Genomic DNA, 15,178 nt, shown 5'->3' with positions numbered 1-15,178 from the left:
TAGAGATGTGTTGCCCCGCTGGTGAAATTGGCAGACACGCTAGACTTAGGATCTAGTGCGCAAGCGTGGGGGTTCAAGTCCCTCGCGGGGCACCAAATCTCTAAGCTTAAGAACCACTAAAAAGCCAACTGAATAAGTTGGCTTTTTTTATGCCCAAAATCTTCAGACGACCACGAACTGTTCCTATTCCTAGACCTTCCTCTGGACCCGGCCTTGCTGAATAACACGCTGAAATTCATACTTTAATTATGGATTTATTTATCGTTACAGGCGGCTCCAAGGGGCTGGGGGAACAGGTTTGTCTTAAAGCTCTGCAACAGGGCCACCAAGTCGTAAATCTGTCCCGCTCCCGTCCCTCATTCAAATCACACAATTTCAAACATATTGCCGCTGACTTCAGCCGCGGCCTGGGGACGATCCAAAAGATCGAAGCCGTGCTGGAGAATCTGGATCTGGCTTCTTTCAAACATATCCATCTGATTAACAATGCCGCGTTGATCAATCCCGTGGGCTCTTTGGTCGATCTGGATCTGTCTGAAATGAACACACATCTGGTGACCAATCTGATTTCTCCTGTTCTGCTTTCCCAGGTCTGCGCCCGGCTCGCTGCTGAAGAAAAAAAGCCTTTGACGATATTCAACATCGGTTCCGGCGCCGCTTTCCGGCCCATTTCAGGATGGTCGATGTATTGTTCCTCCAAAGCCGGCCTGAAAATGTTTACCGAAAATACGGCTTTGGATCTGCAAAACTCTAAGAACAAAAAAATCAGAATCTATCACTTCAGTCCCGGTGTGCTGGATACACAAATGCAGCAGACCATTCGCAGCTTCAAAAAGAAGGACTTCCCCGAAGTGGCCAACTTTAAAAAGCTGAAGACGGATCATCAGCTGCGCCAGCCCGCAGATGTCGCTGATCTGGTCGTCCGCTTCTGTCTGGAACCGAAAAAATTCAAAACTCAATCGTCTGTGATCTCCATCCAAGATCTGGAAAAGAAGGTACGTTAAAATGAAACGATTATTTACCGGTGCTCTCGTTGTCGGGTTCTTTATTCTTGGCTTCAGGATCTCTAATCCCGAGGGGGGCTTTAACACCGCTCCCGTCAGTTCTGCTGAGTTCAGTTCAACCTCTTCGCAGTTCCAGGACATCACGGCGTCCTCGGGCCTGCCGGCGATCCATTCAACAACGCTGGCTTTTGGTGACTACGACAACGACGGCTGGGTCGATCTGCTGGCTGGCGGACGTCTGTTCAGAAATGTCAGCAGCAAAGTGAACATTCTGTTCTCTGACGTGACGGATCTTGTGGGCATTCGCGACATGAAGGGGGCTCCTTTATTTGCGGATCTGGACAACAATGGCCTGCTCGACATTCTGACAACCAAAGGACAGATCTTTATTCAGGTCTCCAAGGGTCAGTTCGTTGAATCCTCACGCCAGTGGGGCTTTTCTTTGCCAGAACACGCCCATGCACTGGCTATCGTTGATGTGAACAAAGATGGGTGGATTGATATTATTGCGGGCTTCAGCGAACCCAAATTCGGCGCCCCCCTTCTTCCCCAGAAGATGTACACCAACGTCAAAGGCAAGTTCCTGATCGACAGCACCCCAGTGGCCTTCCGGATGAACCCAAACTATCTTCGTGGCATTGCCGTGGCGGATTACAACAACAACGGTTCCATCGAAGCTTACTTTTCTAATTATCGCCTGCGCCCCAACAACCTGTACAACCTGGGAAGTGCGATCCTGATGGATCAGGCAACGGCCATGAACATTCAAGGGGATCACGACCCTAAAAAGTTCTACGACCAGTCCCGCAAAGCCTACTATGGACCACAATACGGTCACACGATCTCCTCGATCTGGTCGGACTTTGACAATGACGGAAATCTGGATCTTTGGGTTTCCAATCTGGTGCATAAGTTCGTGGGTATCAATGGCAAGGGCGTCTTTGATCAGCGCGGCTATCTGTGCGACGATTCAAAAATTTATCGCAACACCGGAAAGCCCTTCTACCGCCTGATTGACGTTCGACCTTCTTCCGGTATTGCCTATCGCCCTATCGGTGATTTCTCCAAATACAAAGGTGACGAACTGTGGGCACAAACGACGCCTGCTGATTTTGACAACGATGGTCTGCTGGATGTTTACATCAGTCAGGTTTACGATCTGGCCTATTCTTACTCTCTTCTTTACAAGAATATGGGTGGCTTCAAGTTCAGGGACGTCAGCGCAGAACAAGGCACTCGCGTTTTTGACAGTTATGCGGCGGCTTGGGCTGACCTGAACAACGACGGAAAAATGGACTTGGTTCAGTCAGGACGACGGCGCAACGGTGCCACTCCGGCACTTCGGGTTCTGCAAAACACCATGGGTGACAACAATAACTTCCTGCGCGTTCGACTGAAAGGCACCCGTTCCGGCACTCAGGCGGTGACGGCACAGGTTCGCGTTTACCATCGCAACGGGGTTTTCCTGCGCCAACAAGATGGTGTGACAGGGACCATGAATCAGCAAAACGATCCGACCCTGCATTTCGGCCTGGGCCCCGTCAAAGAGATCACCAAAGTGGAGATCCGCTGGCCTTCTGGAAAAGTGCAAACACTGGGACCGACTGCCGTAAACCAAACACTTAAGATTGAGGAACCACGCCAATGACCACCGAACAAAGAGTCGCCCTGGTACAGGGGCAACTGGATGCCTATAACAATCGCGACATCGAAAAGTTTTGCTCTTTTTACCACCCCGAAGTGACCGCCTACCGCCTGGGACAGGAAGGCCCGTTCTGCGTAGGGATGGAGACCTTCCGCAAACTGTATGATGAAAAGTTCAAAAACACCCCTGACTTGCACTGCACCCTGAAAAGCAGAATTGTCCTGAACAACAAGGTGCTTGATGAGGAGTCCGTCGTGCCTAGCGGGTCTCACGTCGTTGCCATCTATGATTTCAAAGACGGACTGATCAAAGACATCTGGTTTGCATACTAAGGCCTCAGGGGCCTGACAGCGCCTCTGATCAGCGAAGAGGCCCCGATTCATTATGCATTAAAGGCATATATACTTTCTTTTAATATAATTTACAAATAGCCCTCAAAGACCTACAAAAGCCCCATCAAAACATGGAGTTTTAATTATGAAGTCTTTGCTGGTGCTTTTATTGACTGTTTTTCCTGTGCTCTCCCTGGCGTCTTCCCGTGGTGAAGATCAATTCATTAAAAAAGTTTACTCTGTGATCGAGGCCAACAACGGAACTTTTAAAGAGGTGGCTCCGGCAAGCCTCAACCCAAAACAGCTCGCGGGTCTTATGAAAGCCGCACGCGAAGAAGCTGATATCTGGTATGACACCATTCTGGAGGGCGACTACATGTTGAACTCCGAAGCTGATATTGAGGTGGTCGAATTGAACCAATACTATTCTGCATCTGGAGAACTTGTAGCTTACCGTGCGGTCATTCAACATGCGGCCTTTGACGTGGGAGAGGACAACTGCACCCCAGGCTACATTTCCAGTGGCATCTTTATCAGTCCTGATTTCAGATTCCACTTCCGCGACGAAGATGCCATTGAGGACTTCACCGAACTGTAATGACCTCTCAGGGACCTGTCACCATTTCAGGTCCCCTTGATTTCCGGCAAAGGAACATCAAACCGGCAACAATGTGTCTGGAATCATTTTGACAGCCAGGGCGCGATTTCCAGATCATGATGCCACCATGAACATCAGCCGCCTCACTCAGATTATTCTATTTTCTGTGACCGCACAGCTTGTCCCTGTCTTTGCTGTTGGCGGCTTGAAGTTCGGCTTCAATCCCAGCAATGCGCCCCCTTTGCTTTATCAGTTTGAAAATAACGGCAACCCCATTCCCACGGGGGGACTGATCTACGAAGTTTCTGTCGCCATTGGCGATGAGCTGGGGGAAGACTACACGATCGAACGCATCCCCAGAAAACGTATTGCTCAGCAGATTGTGGAAAATCGCGTGGATTTGATCTGCCACAACAGCACCCGGTGGCGCCATGAATTTGCTGACAATGTGTTGTGGAGCACTCCTCTTTTTACCACCTCCAATGTACTGGTCAGCACAACGGCGATTCCTTTTGAAAAAGTCAGCCAAATCACAGGAATCACCATCGGCACGGTGGAAAACTACGTCTACGCAGACTTGGAAGATCGCTTTAATAACAAGGAACTGCAAAGATCTGACAGCGCCTCCATCGAAGTCAGTGTTAAGAAGCTGCTCAATGACCGTGTCAGCTACATTATTCTGGCCGAGCCCGAATACATCTATTTTAAGTCTCGGTATCCGCGCCTGGTGCGCAGCTCCTTTAGCTTCGATCAGACAGATATCCAATGTTCTTTGTCACGCAAGTCCTCTTTGTCATTGGATCGACTGAATCGCGCGATTGCCAATCTTCACCGCAAGAAGGTTCTGCAAAGAATTCTCGAGCGCTATTCCAACTCGGCGACGATGCCCCAGCCCTTCAGTTATGGTTTGAATAGCAATGATTCGCCCCCATTTATCTTCTTTGAGAAAAATGGGCACAACCTGAATCGCGTGCGTGGTGGATTGTTCTTTGATATCGGTCGCGAAATCGCCAAAAAGCTTCGCCGACCCGTTCATTTTGAATTGCTACCGCGCGGGCGCTTGGATGCCCGTCTGGCCGCCGGGCTGATTGAGATGGTCTGCTACGACAACGAGGCCTGGGCCGGTGAATACGCCAAACAATATCAATGGAGCCAGCCTATCTTTCGTCAAAGTGACCTTATCGTCAGCCTTCGCAACGACAAGGCAGACACTAAAGTCCGCTCGCTGGAGGATCTGAAGGGAAAGCGCCTTGGCACTGTGCTTAACTTTGTCTATCCCGCTTTATCACCGCTTTTTGAAAACCGCAGTGTCCTGCGTGAGGATGCAAGTTCAGGAGCCTCCAACCTGGAGAAGCTCTTTTCCCAGCGAATTCCGTTTATCGTTCTGAACAATCTTGAATACCAGTACTATGAAAGCAAGCACCCACACCTGCAAAGAGCCGCTTTGGAAGTGGACCCGGTCGATGTGAAGTGTGCCGTTTCAAAAAAAGCTGACTTGAAAATTCAAGAGGTGGACGCCGCCATTCGGGAACTGCAATCCTCGGGGAGGATGCAGAAGATCTTTTCGCCACCTTATGAACCTTAAAATAAAAAACTTACCACTTAAGACTGACCCAGATCATGCCGCGAAGACGGTCATTCACCCGTTCACCCTGCAGCTCCGGAGTAAAACCCTTGTCATAGAGTGGATAAGTGCGACGCCCCTGTTGATAGGACACTTCGGCTCCGGCCTGAACGAATTTTGCAAAATCCTTTTTCAGCCCCACACGGAACGAGTTGGAAGCAGGAATGTCATAGAAAGGATCCTGCTCTTTGTTGCTCATGACCTTGGCCATGTCGAAAGCGACATACACCTGTCCCATGCGTCCAGCCGGGAAACTGGCTTCTACAGTGTTCTTCAAAGCCGTCGCCGACATGTTTTCAACACCTTCGAACAAGAAGACTTCTCCGCGCACCAAAAGATAGACCTTGCCAATCTGCTTATCGAAAACCACAGACACTTTGTCAGCCTCAGTCACCCATTCAGTCTTGGATGAATAGTGACCTTCCTTCACACGACGGAAAGAACGTTCATAGCCTGCACTGACGTTGTCAGATACACGCTGGTCTACTCCGGCACGAACAACCAGATCCGCCGCACTGGCATCACCACCGTGAAGATTTGCATCCAGGTTGGTTCTCTCCAACTCCACTTTGCCTGTGGTTTTGTTGATCCGCGCTGTGCCTGTAAACTGAATGCCGTGGAAAAGAACTGTGCGCTCCTTCTCACTCCAGGTCATAGTTGGATTCAAAGTCGGGGAACCCACTTGGCCGATGCCGGCATATCCCTTGGCCACCAAACCGATTTCCTCTACGACCGAGTTCACGGCAATATTACCTCCGGCCTGCCCGGAAACACCCATACCCGAGAAACGATAACTGCCCTCGGCAGCATTGTGCTGTTGGTGCAACATGAAGGCACGAACGTATGAGCTGTCTTCAAACTTTTTTACGACCTGAACACCGACAGCATTGTCCTGATTCCCGATACGCAACTGCAAGATGGAACTTTCCGTCGACTTATAGGCCAACGAAGTAATACCTTCCTTGATCCACAAAGCTGTTTGAGGCAAATAGGCGTGATAACTGCCCTTGACGCCTTCCACATAGACCGTACCCACTAAAGGCCCCAGAACCCGATTGCTGACTTCCAGCATGTTCTGCTGCGTCTTTTGACCGGTTGCAATCACCTGTGAATAGTTCTGGATATAATACTGACCTGTTTTGGGATCTTTAAAGTGATAAATAAAATGACCACCGGAATCTTTACCTGATTTATCCTTCTGCCACACACCTGTGTGCATACCCACATCAGTGAAACCCAATGCCCGCGCCTGCCCGGCCAGATACTTATGAATGTCCCCGCAAACTCCGCCTTGATTGCCGTTCATCAGGGCGTTGCGGAAGACTTCTTCTGAGGTGTTACGGTTTTCCGTGGTCACTGAATAAAATCTGGAAAGATGCGATCCAGACAAAGACAGGATCAACAGTTTCTGATCCCGGCTTAGGACGATGGCCTCACGTTTCAAAAGACTCAGACTGCCTTCGTACGAAAGGGCTTTGGAATACATCGTGTTGTCCATGCCCGAAGCCGCTTTATAAAGCTCCACGGCAGCCCGATAATCATCCGGTCGATTCTTAAAGACATCGTTTATACTGAAGGCTGACACGTCCAGATTCGCACCTGATTTGGCGGTGTTGTAATAGAAATAAGAATCAAAGTACTTGGCTTGTTGGGCCTGTCCCTTGGAGGAGTTTCTAAGCTTGTCCTGGTAAGCCGCCTCCCGGCGAGCCGCTTCTTCCTGGAATGCACGGTCCATATCCTCTTCGTATGTGGAAGAAGATGGTGTGTCTTGAGCCATAGCCACAGAGGCCGATACCAACAGAACAGAACTGACAAGAATACCCAAACGCTTCATAGAGCACCTCAATAAGGAGGTCTCTATCCAAGAATCCGGCCAGCCCCACGACCGCTTAAAACACAAAAGAGTCTCGCAACTGCCTAAAGTGCAAATAAAAACGCCCCAAATTGTCTCTGCAATAAGGGGCGTTTGTTAAGACAAATCGAACACTTACCAAATATTAATGAGCCTTAAAGCTGTGCCTTCATCCCAGCAGGAACATCAGGTTTCAGGAATTGGAAGACCTTGGTGGGTTTAAACTTCCTGGTGATATCGCCACTCAACTCATAGTTTTTCACCAGGTTGATTTTTTTAACTCCGGCATTCTTTTTAAAATTCAATTTCGGCAGATCCACCCATACGATGAAGGGACTCATGGTGCTTTCATAGAAGTACAAGCCCCGATTCAGATCGGCTACGGTTCTCCAACGGGTCGTAGAAATATAGGGACGGGTTGGATCAGGAGTGCCAAAGGGCTGGGATACGTTTCTTAATACGCTAAAGACGCCGGCAATGGATTCACGATAGTCGTTTGGCTGCGGCAGCTGCTGAGCATAGAAAGCCGCTCGGACAAAGCGATCCGCCGCCGCTGTTGTGCCAGGCAGGTCTTTGTTTCCGCCAAAGCCCTTGTACTGCTTCATCGTCACAAGCTGCTGATCAAACGGAGGCGAATTCGTCATTACTTTGTATTCACGTCCATGATAGATCTTCGGCTGACCTTTGATGTACTCAATCACTGCACTGTCACCCGTCTTGTCAGAGATCGCCAAATGCACAGTCCCTTGTTTGATTCCCTGAGACGTTTGCACGCTGGCCATCAACACCTGGAACGGAGTTTTTTCCATCGCAGCCACAGCTTCCGCCACGGTTTCAAAGTTATCCAGGAAATACTGAGCCCACATACTGACGGACATGCCCGGGATCTTTTCATCTCGCACACCGAAATCGCTTTCAGTCAAAAACAACAGATTCGCCGTCAGACCTTTTTCATTAATACCATCCCCGGTGCCCATGTCATACATGGACAAAATCACGCTTCCGTATTTGGAAATCCATTTCAAAGAGTTTTTCTCTGCCAGGCCATCGCGCTCCATCCCCCGGGGAAAAAGCCACATATTTGAACCTGTGTCCTCGGCCCAATCCATATTTCGACCCACGATAATATCGTGCTTCTTTGTGTCCCACAGAACACGAGTGCATGGATAAGCCGGAACTGCCAACAAAACGGTCAGTAAAAAAGAAAGTGTTTTCATGCCCCATAGCCTAGAGAAGAAGAACGTGGAAGCCAAGTCCAGATATAAACCAGGTTGGGTTTTGACATATTTCTTATATTTGCGAGTCCTGTTTTTAATGGTCAAATCGACCTCGATATGATTTAGATGTACTCATGAACAATCCAACGAACTGTCCAAAATGTAATTCAGAACACATCTACCAAGATGGAAATTTATGGGTCTGCCCTGAGTGCGCTCACGAGTGGAGCCCCGAGGCTGTCGCTGCCGCCGCTGCTGCCGAAGCGGCCGCCAATGTGATCAAGGATGCCAACGGAAACATTCTTCAAGATGGCGACACGGTCACCGTGATCAAGGATCTGAAGATTAAAGGATCTTCCTCTGTGGTGAAAGTCGGAACTAAAGTGAAAAACATCCGCCTGGTTGACGGTGGCGACGGTCACGACATCGCTTGTAAGATTGACGGCTTTGGCGCAATGAACCTGAAGTCAGAATTTGTTAAGAAGGTCTAAAACGAAGGCTCCGCAAGGGAGCCTTCTTCTTATCTAATCGGCAAGATACGAATTTGATCTGGAATTCGAACGATTCGTCCTAAGGACAGCGTTTTCACAACCTTCGCAGATACGCCTGCGGCCCTCTCGGACACCTCAACATCCACATCTTCATGCACGACGATCATATAACTTGTGGTCAGAAAATCCCCGCTGCCGACATGGCGGAAGCCCACAAAGTAAGTGTACTGGGCGCCAGCCGCAAACCACCCCGCACGACCAAATGCTGTTTGAGCGCCGTGCGTGATCTCAATCCCACCGCAGTCTTCCACCCAACCGTCACTGCGTTGATCTGAATCCCTGCAATTTTCATTTTCGATGGTTTTGCGCAGCTCAGTCAGTCGTGAATCAGGATCATCCAAAATCATTTTCAGAAAACGCTCATTGTCGCTTCCATCCACATAGTCATGGGCCTGCACGGACTGCGACTCTTCCACCGTAAAGCTGATAACGGCTCTTTCAGCTGACACTCTTTCCATAGAGCGGGATTCCGCGGCCTGACAGACGCACGCAAGACTCATAACACATAGACTGATCCATGCTTTCATTCGCTAACTCCTTATTTTATGAGCGGCCATAGATAGCCCCCAATCTGCAAGAAAACAAATGAAGATCAATTAATGAAAACTCTGTCATCGGCGAGTCTTGCCAATATGCAAGACTCTGTTAACCTTAAGCCCATGACACAGCTTAAAGAACGCCTGCTCAACTTTTACGAAGAACATGAACGTACAGTAGATATCGCTTTCTTTCTTGGCGGCTTCTTCTTCGACGTCTGGACTCTTTCTGATATCGATGATCCCTTAGCCATACTTCAACAGGTCGTTTACCTGCTGATTCTGGGTGGTCTTCTTTATTTTGATTTCCTCAAATCCCACGGCTTTATTAAAATTCATCAAAAACTGGAGAGAGTGTGGGAATACCGTCGGCTGGCTGTGCATTTTCTTCTGGGCAGCTTGTTAAGTGTTTATTCTCTGTTCTTCCTGAAAAGCGCCTCGCTGTTCTCATCGTTGATTTTTATTCTGTTGCTGTTGGGACTGATGGTGGCCAACGAACTTAAACGAGTTCGTGAAAGTGAAATCAATCTGAAAATAGGTCTTTTCGTCATTTGTCTTTTTTGTTTCTTTTCAATGATGGTTCCCACCGCCCTGGGCTTTGTCGGTCTGGTGCCATTTACCCTGTCCCTGCTTCTGACCGCAGGGGCTCTATTCGGCATCTATAGTTTGCTGAAAAAGAACATCCAGGACATCACCGTCTTAAGAAAAAGTCTGATCATCCCTTCGGGCACCGTTCTGATTCTTTTTACGATGTTTTATCTTTTGGGCTGGATTCCACCGGTGCCACTGTCCGTTCAAAACATGGGCATCTATCACAGCGTTGAAAAGGTCAATGGCACCTATGTGCTTTCTTACGAAACACCTTCCTGGCAGTTCTGGCAAAGAGGGGATCAGAACTTTAAGGCCGAGCCGAACGACAGAATTTATTTCTTTGCCCAGATCTTTTCCCCCGCCCGGTTCAGCGATTCGGTGATTCTTCACTGGTATTACAAAGATCCGGTTCAAGGCTGGCAGACCACGGATAAAATCCCCATGACCATCGCGGGCGGCCGCGAAGGTGGCTATCGTGGTTTTGCTTCGAAACAGAACTATTCAGAGGGTCGCTGGCGTATCAGTGTGGAAACCACCGATGGCAGAGAGATCGGCCGAATCTATTTCAACGTCACAAAGGTCAGTGACATCAATCCGAACAGAGCCTTCTATAAAGACATCTTTAGATAAAAAACACCGCCGGGGGACAGCGGTGTTTGGGGGAAATACTGTCGAATTTTCTTAACTAGTGCCGAGCCTGCACCAAGCGAACTTCAAAGTCCTGGGAGGGGCTTTCTGTTTGAAGTTGCTCAGTCGCTTGTTCATTGGCCGCCACCGCCACCTGCTGCGAATTTAAAATTCGCAAGAGCTTCTTTCTGAGAAGCTTCTGACTCATCGAAGCCTCCTGAATCATCCCGTTAAAGTTCTGAACCTCAGCCTTCGAAAAGGCCGCCCACAATAAAACCGTCATCACAATCAAGAAGCGCATCCGTGCCCTCCTAACAATTCCTATTAGAAAGACCCAGAACCCACCCCAAAAAGGTTAAAAAAAATCCTCCGCCTCTAATCCCTCACCTCACCTACCCTCCACCGCCCAGCAAAGCGCCAGCAAAAGCGGCGGCGAAGCCCAGCCAGAATCCCCCACCTCCGTCTCCCCAGAAGGAGCAGGCAGGTCAAAAAGGCCCAGCCGCAAGGCGGAGGGGGGCCCCCGCAGCGCAGGCGTGCTTAATGCACGTCGGAGCGAGGAGGCCCCCCGACAACGACGTCGGATGGGCCTTTTTCACCTGCCTGCGGTTCGATGTAGGTTTTTTCGGCGTCTTCTTTGAGAACCTGAGCCAGTTGTTGAGCCGCCTGTCTGGATACATCTATAAAGCTCTTCTGATCATGGCGGACTTTGAATTGCTCCAACAACATCAGCTCATCATGACGACGGAACCGCTCGATAATCGCGTGTGCCCTGGCTTCCGGCGTTCCCATGGCAATCAAAAGCTGACCGCTAAGGTGGATGCTGGAATCCAAAGTTTCACGGCGAATAGACTTAACTCCAGCGTCAAGCAAATCGAAATTGTGCTGGCGATTGCGGGCACGGGCAAACACCTGAACGTGCGGGTAGTCTTCCTTCAGAATCTGGGCGATCCGATTGGACGTTTCAACATCATCCACGGCCAATATGAAAAACTTGGCATTACGAATCCCGGCAGCTTCCAGGATTTCCTTGCGAGCGGCATCGCCGTAATAAACCTTATTCCCAAATCGACGAAGCAATTCAATTTGTTCGGTATCATGCTCGATGGCCGTAAACGGAATGTCCTGAGTTCTTAGGATGCGACCGAAGATCTGGCCGAAGCGACCGAATCCCGCAATGATAACGGGATTGTTGGTTTCCTCGAACTTATCAAATTCCCGTCCCCCTGCCGCCGGAGTTTTACAAGCAATCCAGGCTTGTATCTTTTCATTCAAAACAATTATCAGGGGACTGGCTATCATGGACAAGGTCACCACCAAGGTGAATCGCTGTGTCCAATCAGCAGAAATTACCTGCGCACTCTGCCCTACACCAAAGATCACAAAAGCAAACTCCCCGCCCTGCACCAGATACACTGAAAGATTATTGGCGGCCTGAGAGTGCAACTTCATAAATCGGCCCACGGCAAAGATCAGAAGACCTTTTATAACCATATAACCGACCAACAACGACAGAATCATCGCCGGGGCCTGCAACAGCAACGAAAGCTTTACCGACATACCGACGGAAACAAAGAACAGCCCCATCAACAGCCCTTTGAAGGGCTCCAGATCGGCTTCCAGTTCGTGGCGATACTCGGACTCTGAAAGAAGCACTCCGGCCAGGAAAGCGCCCAATGCCATCGACAGGCCGACACTTTCCATCAGGAAGGCCACGCCAATCACAATCAGCAATGTCACACCGGTGAACAGTTCGCGACTGCGGGTTTCAGCAACCACCTGCAGAAATCTTCCCATCAGCAAACGACTGGAAATCGCCAGACCAATAAAGATCGCGATAGCCCCACCCCAATTGACAGAAGGCGTGTTAGCCGCCACCAGTCCCAAACTGGGAATCACCGCCAACGCAGGAATGGCCACCACGTCCTGCATTAGTAAAATCGCAAAAGAGGCCCGGCCAAACTCCGTGTTCAGAACTTTTCTTTCAGCCAGAGATTGCAACGCAAACGCCGTGGATGACAAGGACAGGGCAAAACCCACGACAGCGGCGCTGGCCCAAGGGATGCCCAGCTGATATCCGATCACGGTAAAGACGACCGTGCAGAACAGAATCTGCATTCCACCAAATCCAATCAGGGTTTTCCGCAAAGACCACAGCTTGCGAGGCTGCAGCTCCAGACCGATCATGAACAACAGGAACACGACACCGAACTCTGCGATGTGTTGCACGAACTGGAAATCGGATATCAATCCCCACCCCATGGGGCCGATAAGAATTCCCGCCGCCAGATAACCTAAAATAGTTCCCAGTCCCAGTTTTTGAAACAAGGACACCAGAACAACAGAAAAACCCAAAAACGCCAAAATCTGCAAAAGCTGCTCGTGTAAAACCATGCTCACAACGCTATCAAGAGTGCCCGGGCCACGCAATTGGATAGCAGAAAGTAAATTTTTATTAATATCAAAACAGCTGCTGACATTTGCAGATCGCTCTTCTAGCCTGAACCGTATGAAGAACTCAAAAGCGGGCATCTGGTTTATTTTTATCACTGTGACATTGGATATGATCGGACTGGGTCTGGTGATCCCGTCCCTGCCGGATATCATGCGCCGGTTCGTTTCCAGCGAAACTTCCGTTTCGGAATACTTCGGCTATTTCATTTCTGTCTATGCGCTGATGCAGTTTTTGGCCTCTCCTCTTTTGGGTGCGCTGTCAGATCGCTTCGGCCGCAGGTCCATCTTATTGGTGTCTCTGTTGGTCGCGGGCCTTGATTATATTCTGATGGCCTTTGCTCCGACTCTGGGAATTCTTTTCGCCGGGCGCGTGATTGCCGGGCTGACCGGGGCCAACATCACTGTCGCCATGGCATACATCGCCGATGTCAGTGATGAAAAAAATCGCTCTGCCAACTTCGGGATGGTCGGTGCCGCCTTCGGTCTGGGCTTTATCATCGGCCCAGCCATTGGCGGCCTGCTGGGGCATTTGGGGCCTCAGTATCCATTCCTTGCCGCCGCCGGTCTCAATCTTCTGAACTTCCTGTTTGGACTTTTCATTCTGCCGGAATCCCTGCCCCAGGAAATGCGTCGTAAGATTGACTTGCACAAGACCAATCCATTGCACTCTTTGGTCACCGTCTTCCGCTCCAAGCATCTGTTGGCGTTGTTGCTGGTTTACTTCTTTTTCCAACTGGGCGGTCAAACTCATCCGTCCATTTGGACATTGTACACAGAAACCCGCTTTAACTGGACAACCTCGCAAGTGGGACTCTCCCTGGCGGCGGTGGGTTTGTTGTCGGCCATTGCCCAGGGCTGGCTGACTCGTCTGGTGATCCCGAAACTGGGTGAACATCGCACGGTGGTGATAGGAGCTTTTGGTTATGCCGTTTCCTTCGCGCTTTTCGGGTTCGCCACTGAAGGCTGGATGATGTATGTCATTCTGCTGGGCTCATCGATTTTCTGGGTGGCACCTCCGGCATTGCAGTCTTTGATCAGTCACAACACGCCTCCGCAAGAACAAGGTGAACTGCAAGGGTCTTTGGTCAGTCTGGCAAGTCTAGCTGCCATTATCACCCCTTTGGTCACGACCAAGCTGTTCGCTCACTTTTCCGCACCGGCGGAAGGTGTGCCCTCCATTCCAGGTGCCCCTTATTTTTTTGCCGCGATCATCTGTCTGATTTCATGGGCGATTATGGCTCGCAGGAAGGTTTCCTAAAACGGCTGGCCTTGCGGGTCCTTCCCGTCAGGAGTACTCTTAAGAAGTCATGGATTCTGGTATCAAGTCTTTACTTCAAACTGCCATCACCGCGTTAGAGCCTCTGGATCTGGCCCCGATAATGGACCCGCATGCCTGCGTGGCGCTGATTCTGCGGGGACAGTCTGAAGAAAATCTGGAGCTGGGCTTTATCCAAAGAGCCCAACGTCCCGGGGATCGCTGGTCAGGTCAACTGGCTTTTCCCGGTGGCAAGCGTGAAGCCTTTGACATCACTGATCTGGATGCCGCTTTCAGAGAAACTCTGGAAGAAATCGGAGTTCGCCTGAGTTCCCACGAACTGCTGGGACGCCTGGATGATATTCAGGCCCGCAAAGCCGGAACACTGCTGGATTTTTATATCCGACCATTTGTGTTTTACACTGAACAGAACTTCCACGTGACTCTGGATGCCAACGAAGTGGCGGACTATTTCTGGGTGCCTTTAAAGAACATCCGCGATCCCCAAAGGCAAACCGTTTACAAAGTTCAGCGCGAAAACATGTCGATTGAACTTCCCGCTGTGTATCTGGATCGCGAGCCGCCTTTATGGGGTCTTTCCTATATGATGACTTTGAATCTGTTCGAACGCTTGCACAGGCTTTTAAAATAGCTTCGTCGCGATCAGAAACGGTTTTTCCGTTTCAAAGCAGCACAATTTAATTTTTTTAAACTTTTTCATTAAAAGTGCTCAACTATCCCAAGGTCCAGCCGATAAGTCTTATGAACCCAATGAGGTTCGCCTTGCACGAAAGGAGCCTTCAATGGCTAATAAGACAGTACGTAAAGAGTATATCTGGAACAGGGAGATTCGTGAATTGGTTCTCCTGACCGGAACGGGGCCACCATAACTCCA

The 15,178-nt window shown here is 49.8% G+C and carries 14 protein-coding genes and 1 tRNA gene; 10 read left to right on the top strand and 5 right to left on the bottom strand.

The window, feature by feature from the left end; all coding sequences use genetic code 11:
- The first annotated feature begins 12 nt into the window (after positions 1 to 12).
- The 6 genes from ACZ5ZZ_RS02900 to ACZ5ZZ_RS02875 all read left to right on the top strand — a co-directional run bounded on the left by ACZ5ZZ_RS02900 (position 13) and on the right by ACZ5ZZ_RS02875 (position 5,164).
- Positions 13 to 95: transfer RNA gene (locus ACZ5ZZ_RS02900), tRNA-Leu, on the top strand.
- 153 nt (positions 96 to 248) lie between these two features.
- Positions 249 to 1,004 carry an SDR family NAD(P)-dependent oxidoreductase gene (locus ACZ5ZZ_RS02895; protein WP_464141153.1) on the top strand — a complete coding sequence of 252 codons (756 nt, stop codon included), beginning with the start codon at positions 249 to 251 and terminating at the stop codon, positions 1,002 to 1,004.
- A 1-nt stretch (position 1,005) separates the two neighbouring features.
- Positions 1,006 to 2,652, top strand: coding sequence for a CRTAC1 family protein (locus tag ACZ5ZZ_RS02890; RefSeq protein ID WP_464141151.1), 1,647 nt, complete (start codon positions 1,006 to 1,008; stop codon positions 2,650 to 2,652).
- Positions 2,649 to 2,981: a nuclear transport factor 2 family protein gene (locus tag ACZ5ZZ_RS02885; protein ID WP_464141149.1), complete on the top strand. Its 333-nt coding sequence runs from the start codon at positions 2,649 to 2,651 to the stop codon at positions 2,979 to 2,981. Before ACZ5ZZ_RS02890 ends, ACZ5ZZ_RS02885 begins: the two co-directional genes overlap by 4 nt.
- A 145-nt stretch (positions 2,982 to 3,126) precedes the next feature.
- Positions 3,127 to 3,579, top strand: a complete 453-nt coding sequence (locus tag ACZ5ZZ_RS02880) for a hypothetical protein (RefSeq protein WP_464141147.1) — start codon at positions 3,127 to 3,129, stop codon at positions 3,577 to 3,579.
- A gap of 127 nt (positions 3,580 to 3,706) precedes the next feature.
- Entirely contained in the window at positions 3,707 to 5,164 is a 1,458-nt protein-coding gene (locus tag ACZ5ZZ_RS02875; protein WP_464141145.1) for a substrate-binding periplasmic protein, read from the top strand.
- Between the two features lie 10 nt (positions 5,165 to 5,174).
- On the opposite strand, the gene ACZ5ZZ_RS02870 is transcribed toward ACZ5ZZ_RS02875, so the two are convergent.
- Positions 5,175 to 7,037, bottom strand: coding sequence for a hypothetical protein (locus ACZ5ZZ_RS02870; RefSeq protein ID WP_464141143.1), 1,863 nt, complete (start codon positions 7,035 to 7,037; stop codon positions 5,175 to 5,177).
- A gap of 173 nt (positions 7,038 to 7,210) precedes the next feature.
- The gene (locus ACZ5ZZ_RS02865; RefSeq protein ID WP_464133281.1) at positions 7,211 to 8,272 is read right to left on the bottom strand and encodes a linear amide C-N hydrolase; all 1,062 of its coding nucleotides are present in this window, start codon (positions 8,270 to 8,272) and stop codon (positions 7,211 to 7,213) included.
- Positions 8,273 to 8,406: 134 nt separating this feature from the next.
- On the opposite strand from ACZ5ZZ_RS02865, the gene ACZ5ZZ_RS02860 reads away from it, so the two are divergent.
- The gene (locus ACZ5ZZ_RS02860; RefSeq protein WP_464133279.1) at positions 8,407 to 8,763 is read left to right on the top strand and encodes a zinc ribbon domain-containing protein YjdM; all 357 of its coding nucleotides are present in this window, start codon (positions 8,407 to 8,409) and stop codon (positions 8,761 to 8,763) included.
- A 29-nt stretch (positions 8,764 to 8,792) separates the two neighbouring features.
- Here the strand turns inward: ACZ5ZZ_RS02860 and ACZ5ZZ_RS02855 are convergent, their stop codons facing one another.
- Complete coding sequence (locus ACZ5ZZ_RS02855; protein ID WP_464120095.1) at positions 8,793 to 9,350, bottom strand: hypothetical protein; 558 nt, start codon at positions 9,348 to 9,350, stop codon at positions 8,793 to 8,795.
- Positions 9,351 to 9,482: 132 nt separating this feature from the next.
- Between ACZ5ZZ_RS02855 and ACZ5ZZ_RS02850 the strand changes: the two genes are divergently transcribed.
- The gene (locus ACZ5ZZ_RS02850; protein WP_464141141.1) at positions 9,483 to 10,580 is read left to right on the top strand and encodes a DUF2914 domain-containing protein; all 1,098 of its coding nucleotides are present in this window, start codon (positions 9,483 to 9,485) and stop codon (positions 10,578 to 10,580) included.
- Positions 10,581 to 10,635: 55 nt separating this feature from the next.
- Here the strand turns inward: ACZ5ZZ_RS02850 and ACZ5ZZ_RS02845 are convergent, their stop codons facing one another.
- Together ACZ5ZZ_RS02845 and ACZ5ZZ_RS02840 are read right to left on the bottom strand one after the other, a co-directional pair.
- On the bottom strand, positions 10,636 to 10,878 hold the full coding sequence (locus ACZ5ZZ_RS02845) for a hypothetical protein (protein WP_464120093.1): 243 nt from the start codon (positions 10,876 to 10,878) through the stop codon (positions 10,636 to 10,638).
- A gap of 236 nt (positions 10,879 to 11,114) precedes the next feature.
- On the bottom strand, positions 11,115 to 12,968 hold the full coding sequence (locus ACZ5ZZ_RS02840; protein ID WP_464141139.1) for a monovalent cation:proton antiporter-2 (CPA2) family protein: 1,854 nt from the start codon (positions 12,966 to 12,968) through the stop codon (positions 11,115 to 11,117).
- A gap of 115 nt (positions 12,969 to 13,083) precedes the next feature.
- Between ACZ5ZZ_RS02840 and ACZ5ZZ_RS02835 the strand changes: the two genes are divergently transcribed.
- Both ACZ5ZZ_RS02835 and ACZ5ZZ_RS02830 read left to right on the top strand, forming a co-directional pair.
- Positions 13,084 to 14,286: a TCR/Tet family MFS transporter gene (locus ACZ5ZZ_RS02835; protein ID WP_464133274.1), complete on the top strand. Its 1,203-nt coding sequence runs from the start codon at positions 13,084 to 13,086 to the stop codon at positions 14,284 to 14,286.
- 49 nt (positions 14,287 to 14,335) lie between these two features.
- Entirely contained in the window at positions 14,336 to 14,935 is a 600-nt protein-coding gene (locus ACZ5ZZ_RS02830; RefSeq protein WP_464141137.1) for an NUDIX hydrolase, read from the top strand.
- Positions 14,936 to 15,178: the final 243 nt, after the last annotated feature.

The sequence above is a fragment of the Bdellovibrio sp. HM001 genome, from assembly GCF_055397275.1.
The sequence above is the reverse complement of the archived record's forward strand: the minus strand, read 5'-3'. Positions and strand labels throughout refer to the sequence as shown.

What these genes read in the sequence shown, in the direction of transcription:
- ACZ5ZZ_RS02895 (WP_464141153.1), top strand. Translation starts at nt 249, where the DNA reads ATGGATTTATTTATCGTTACAGGCGGCTCCAAGGGGCTGGGGGAACAG.
- ACZ5ZZ_RS02890 (WP_464141151.1), top strand. Translation starts at nt 1,006, where the DNA reads ATGAAACGATTATTTACCGGTGCTCTCGTTGTCGGGTTCTTTATTCTT.
- ACZ5ZZ_RS02885 (WP_464141149.1), top strand. Translation starts at nt 2,649, where the DNA reads ATGACCACCGAACAAAGAGTCGCCCTGGTACAGGGGCAACTGGATGCC.
- ACZ5ZZ_RS02880 (WP_464141147.1), top strand. Translation starts at nt 3,127, where the DNA reads ATGAAGTCTTTGCTGGTGCTTTTATTGACTGTTTTTCCTGTGCTCTCC.
- ACZ5ZZ_RS02875 (WP_464141145.1), top strand. Translation starts at nt 3,707, where the DNA reads ATGAACATCAGCCGCCTCACTCAGATTATTCTATTTTCTGTGACCGCA.
- ACZ5ZZ_RS02870 (WP_464141143.1), bottom strand. Translation starts at nt 7,037, where the DNA reads ATGAAGCGTTTGGGTATTCTTGTCAGTTCTGTTCTGTTGGTATCGGCC.
- ACZ5ZZ_RS02865 (WP_464133281.1), bottom strand. Translation starts at nt 8,272, where the DNA reads ATGAAAACACTTTCTTTTTTACTGACCGTTTTGTTGGCAGTTCCGGCT.
- ACZ5ZZ_RS02860 (WP_464133279.1), top strand. Translation starts at nt 8,407, where the DNA reads ATGAACAATCCAACGAACTGTCCAAAATGTAATTCAGAACACATCTAC.
- ACZ5ZZ_RS02855 (WP_464120095.1), bottom strand. Translation starts at nt 9,350, where the DNA reads ATGAAAGCATGGATCAGTCTATGTGTTATGAGTCTTGCGTGCGTCTGT.
- ACZ5ZZ_RS02850 (WP_464141141.1), top strand. Translation starts at nt 9,483, where the DNA reads ATGACACAGCTTAAAGAACGCCTGCTCAACTTTTACGAAGAACATGAA.
- ACZ5ZZ_RS02845 (WP_464120093.1), bottom strand. Translation starts at nt 10,878, where the DNA reads ATGCGCTTCTTGATTGTGATGACGGTTTTATTGTGGGCGGCCTTTTCG.
- ACZ5ZZ_RS02840 (WP_464141139.1), bottom strand. Translation starts at nt 12,968, where the DNA reads ATGGTTTTACACGAGCAGCTTTTGCAGATTTTGGCGTTTTTGGGTTTT.
- ACZ5ZZ_RS02835 (WP_464133274.1), top strand. Translation starts at nt 13,084, where the DNA reads ATGAAGAACTCAAAAGCGGGCATCTGGTTTATTTTTATCACTGTGACA.
- ACZ5ZZ_RS02830 (WP_464141137.1), top strand. Translation starts at nt 14,336, where the DNA reads ATGGATTCTGGTATCAAGTCTTTACTTCAAACTGCCATCACCGCGTTA.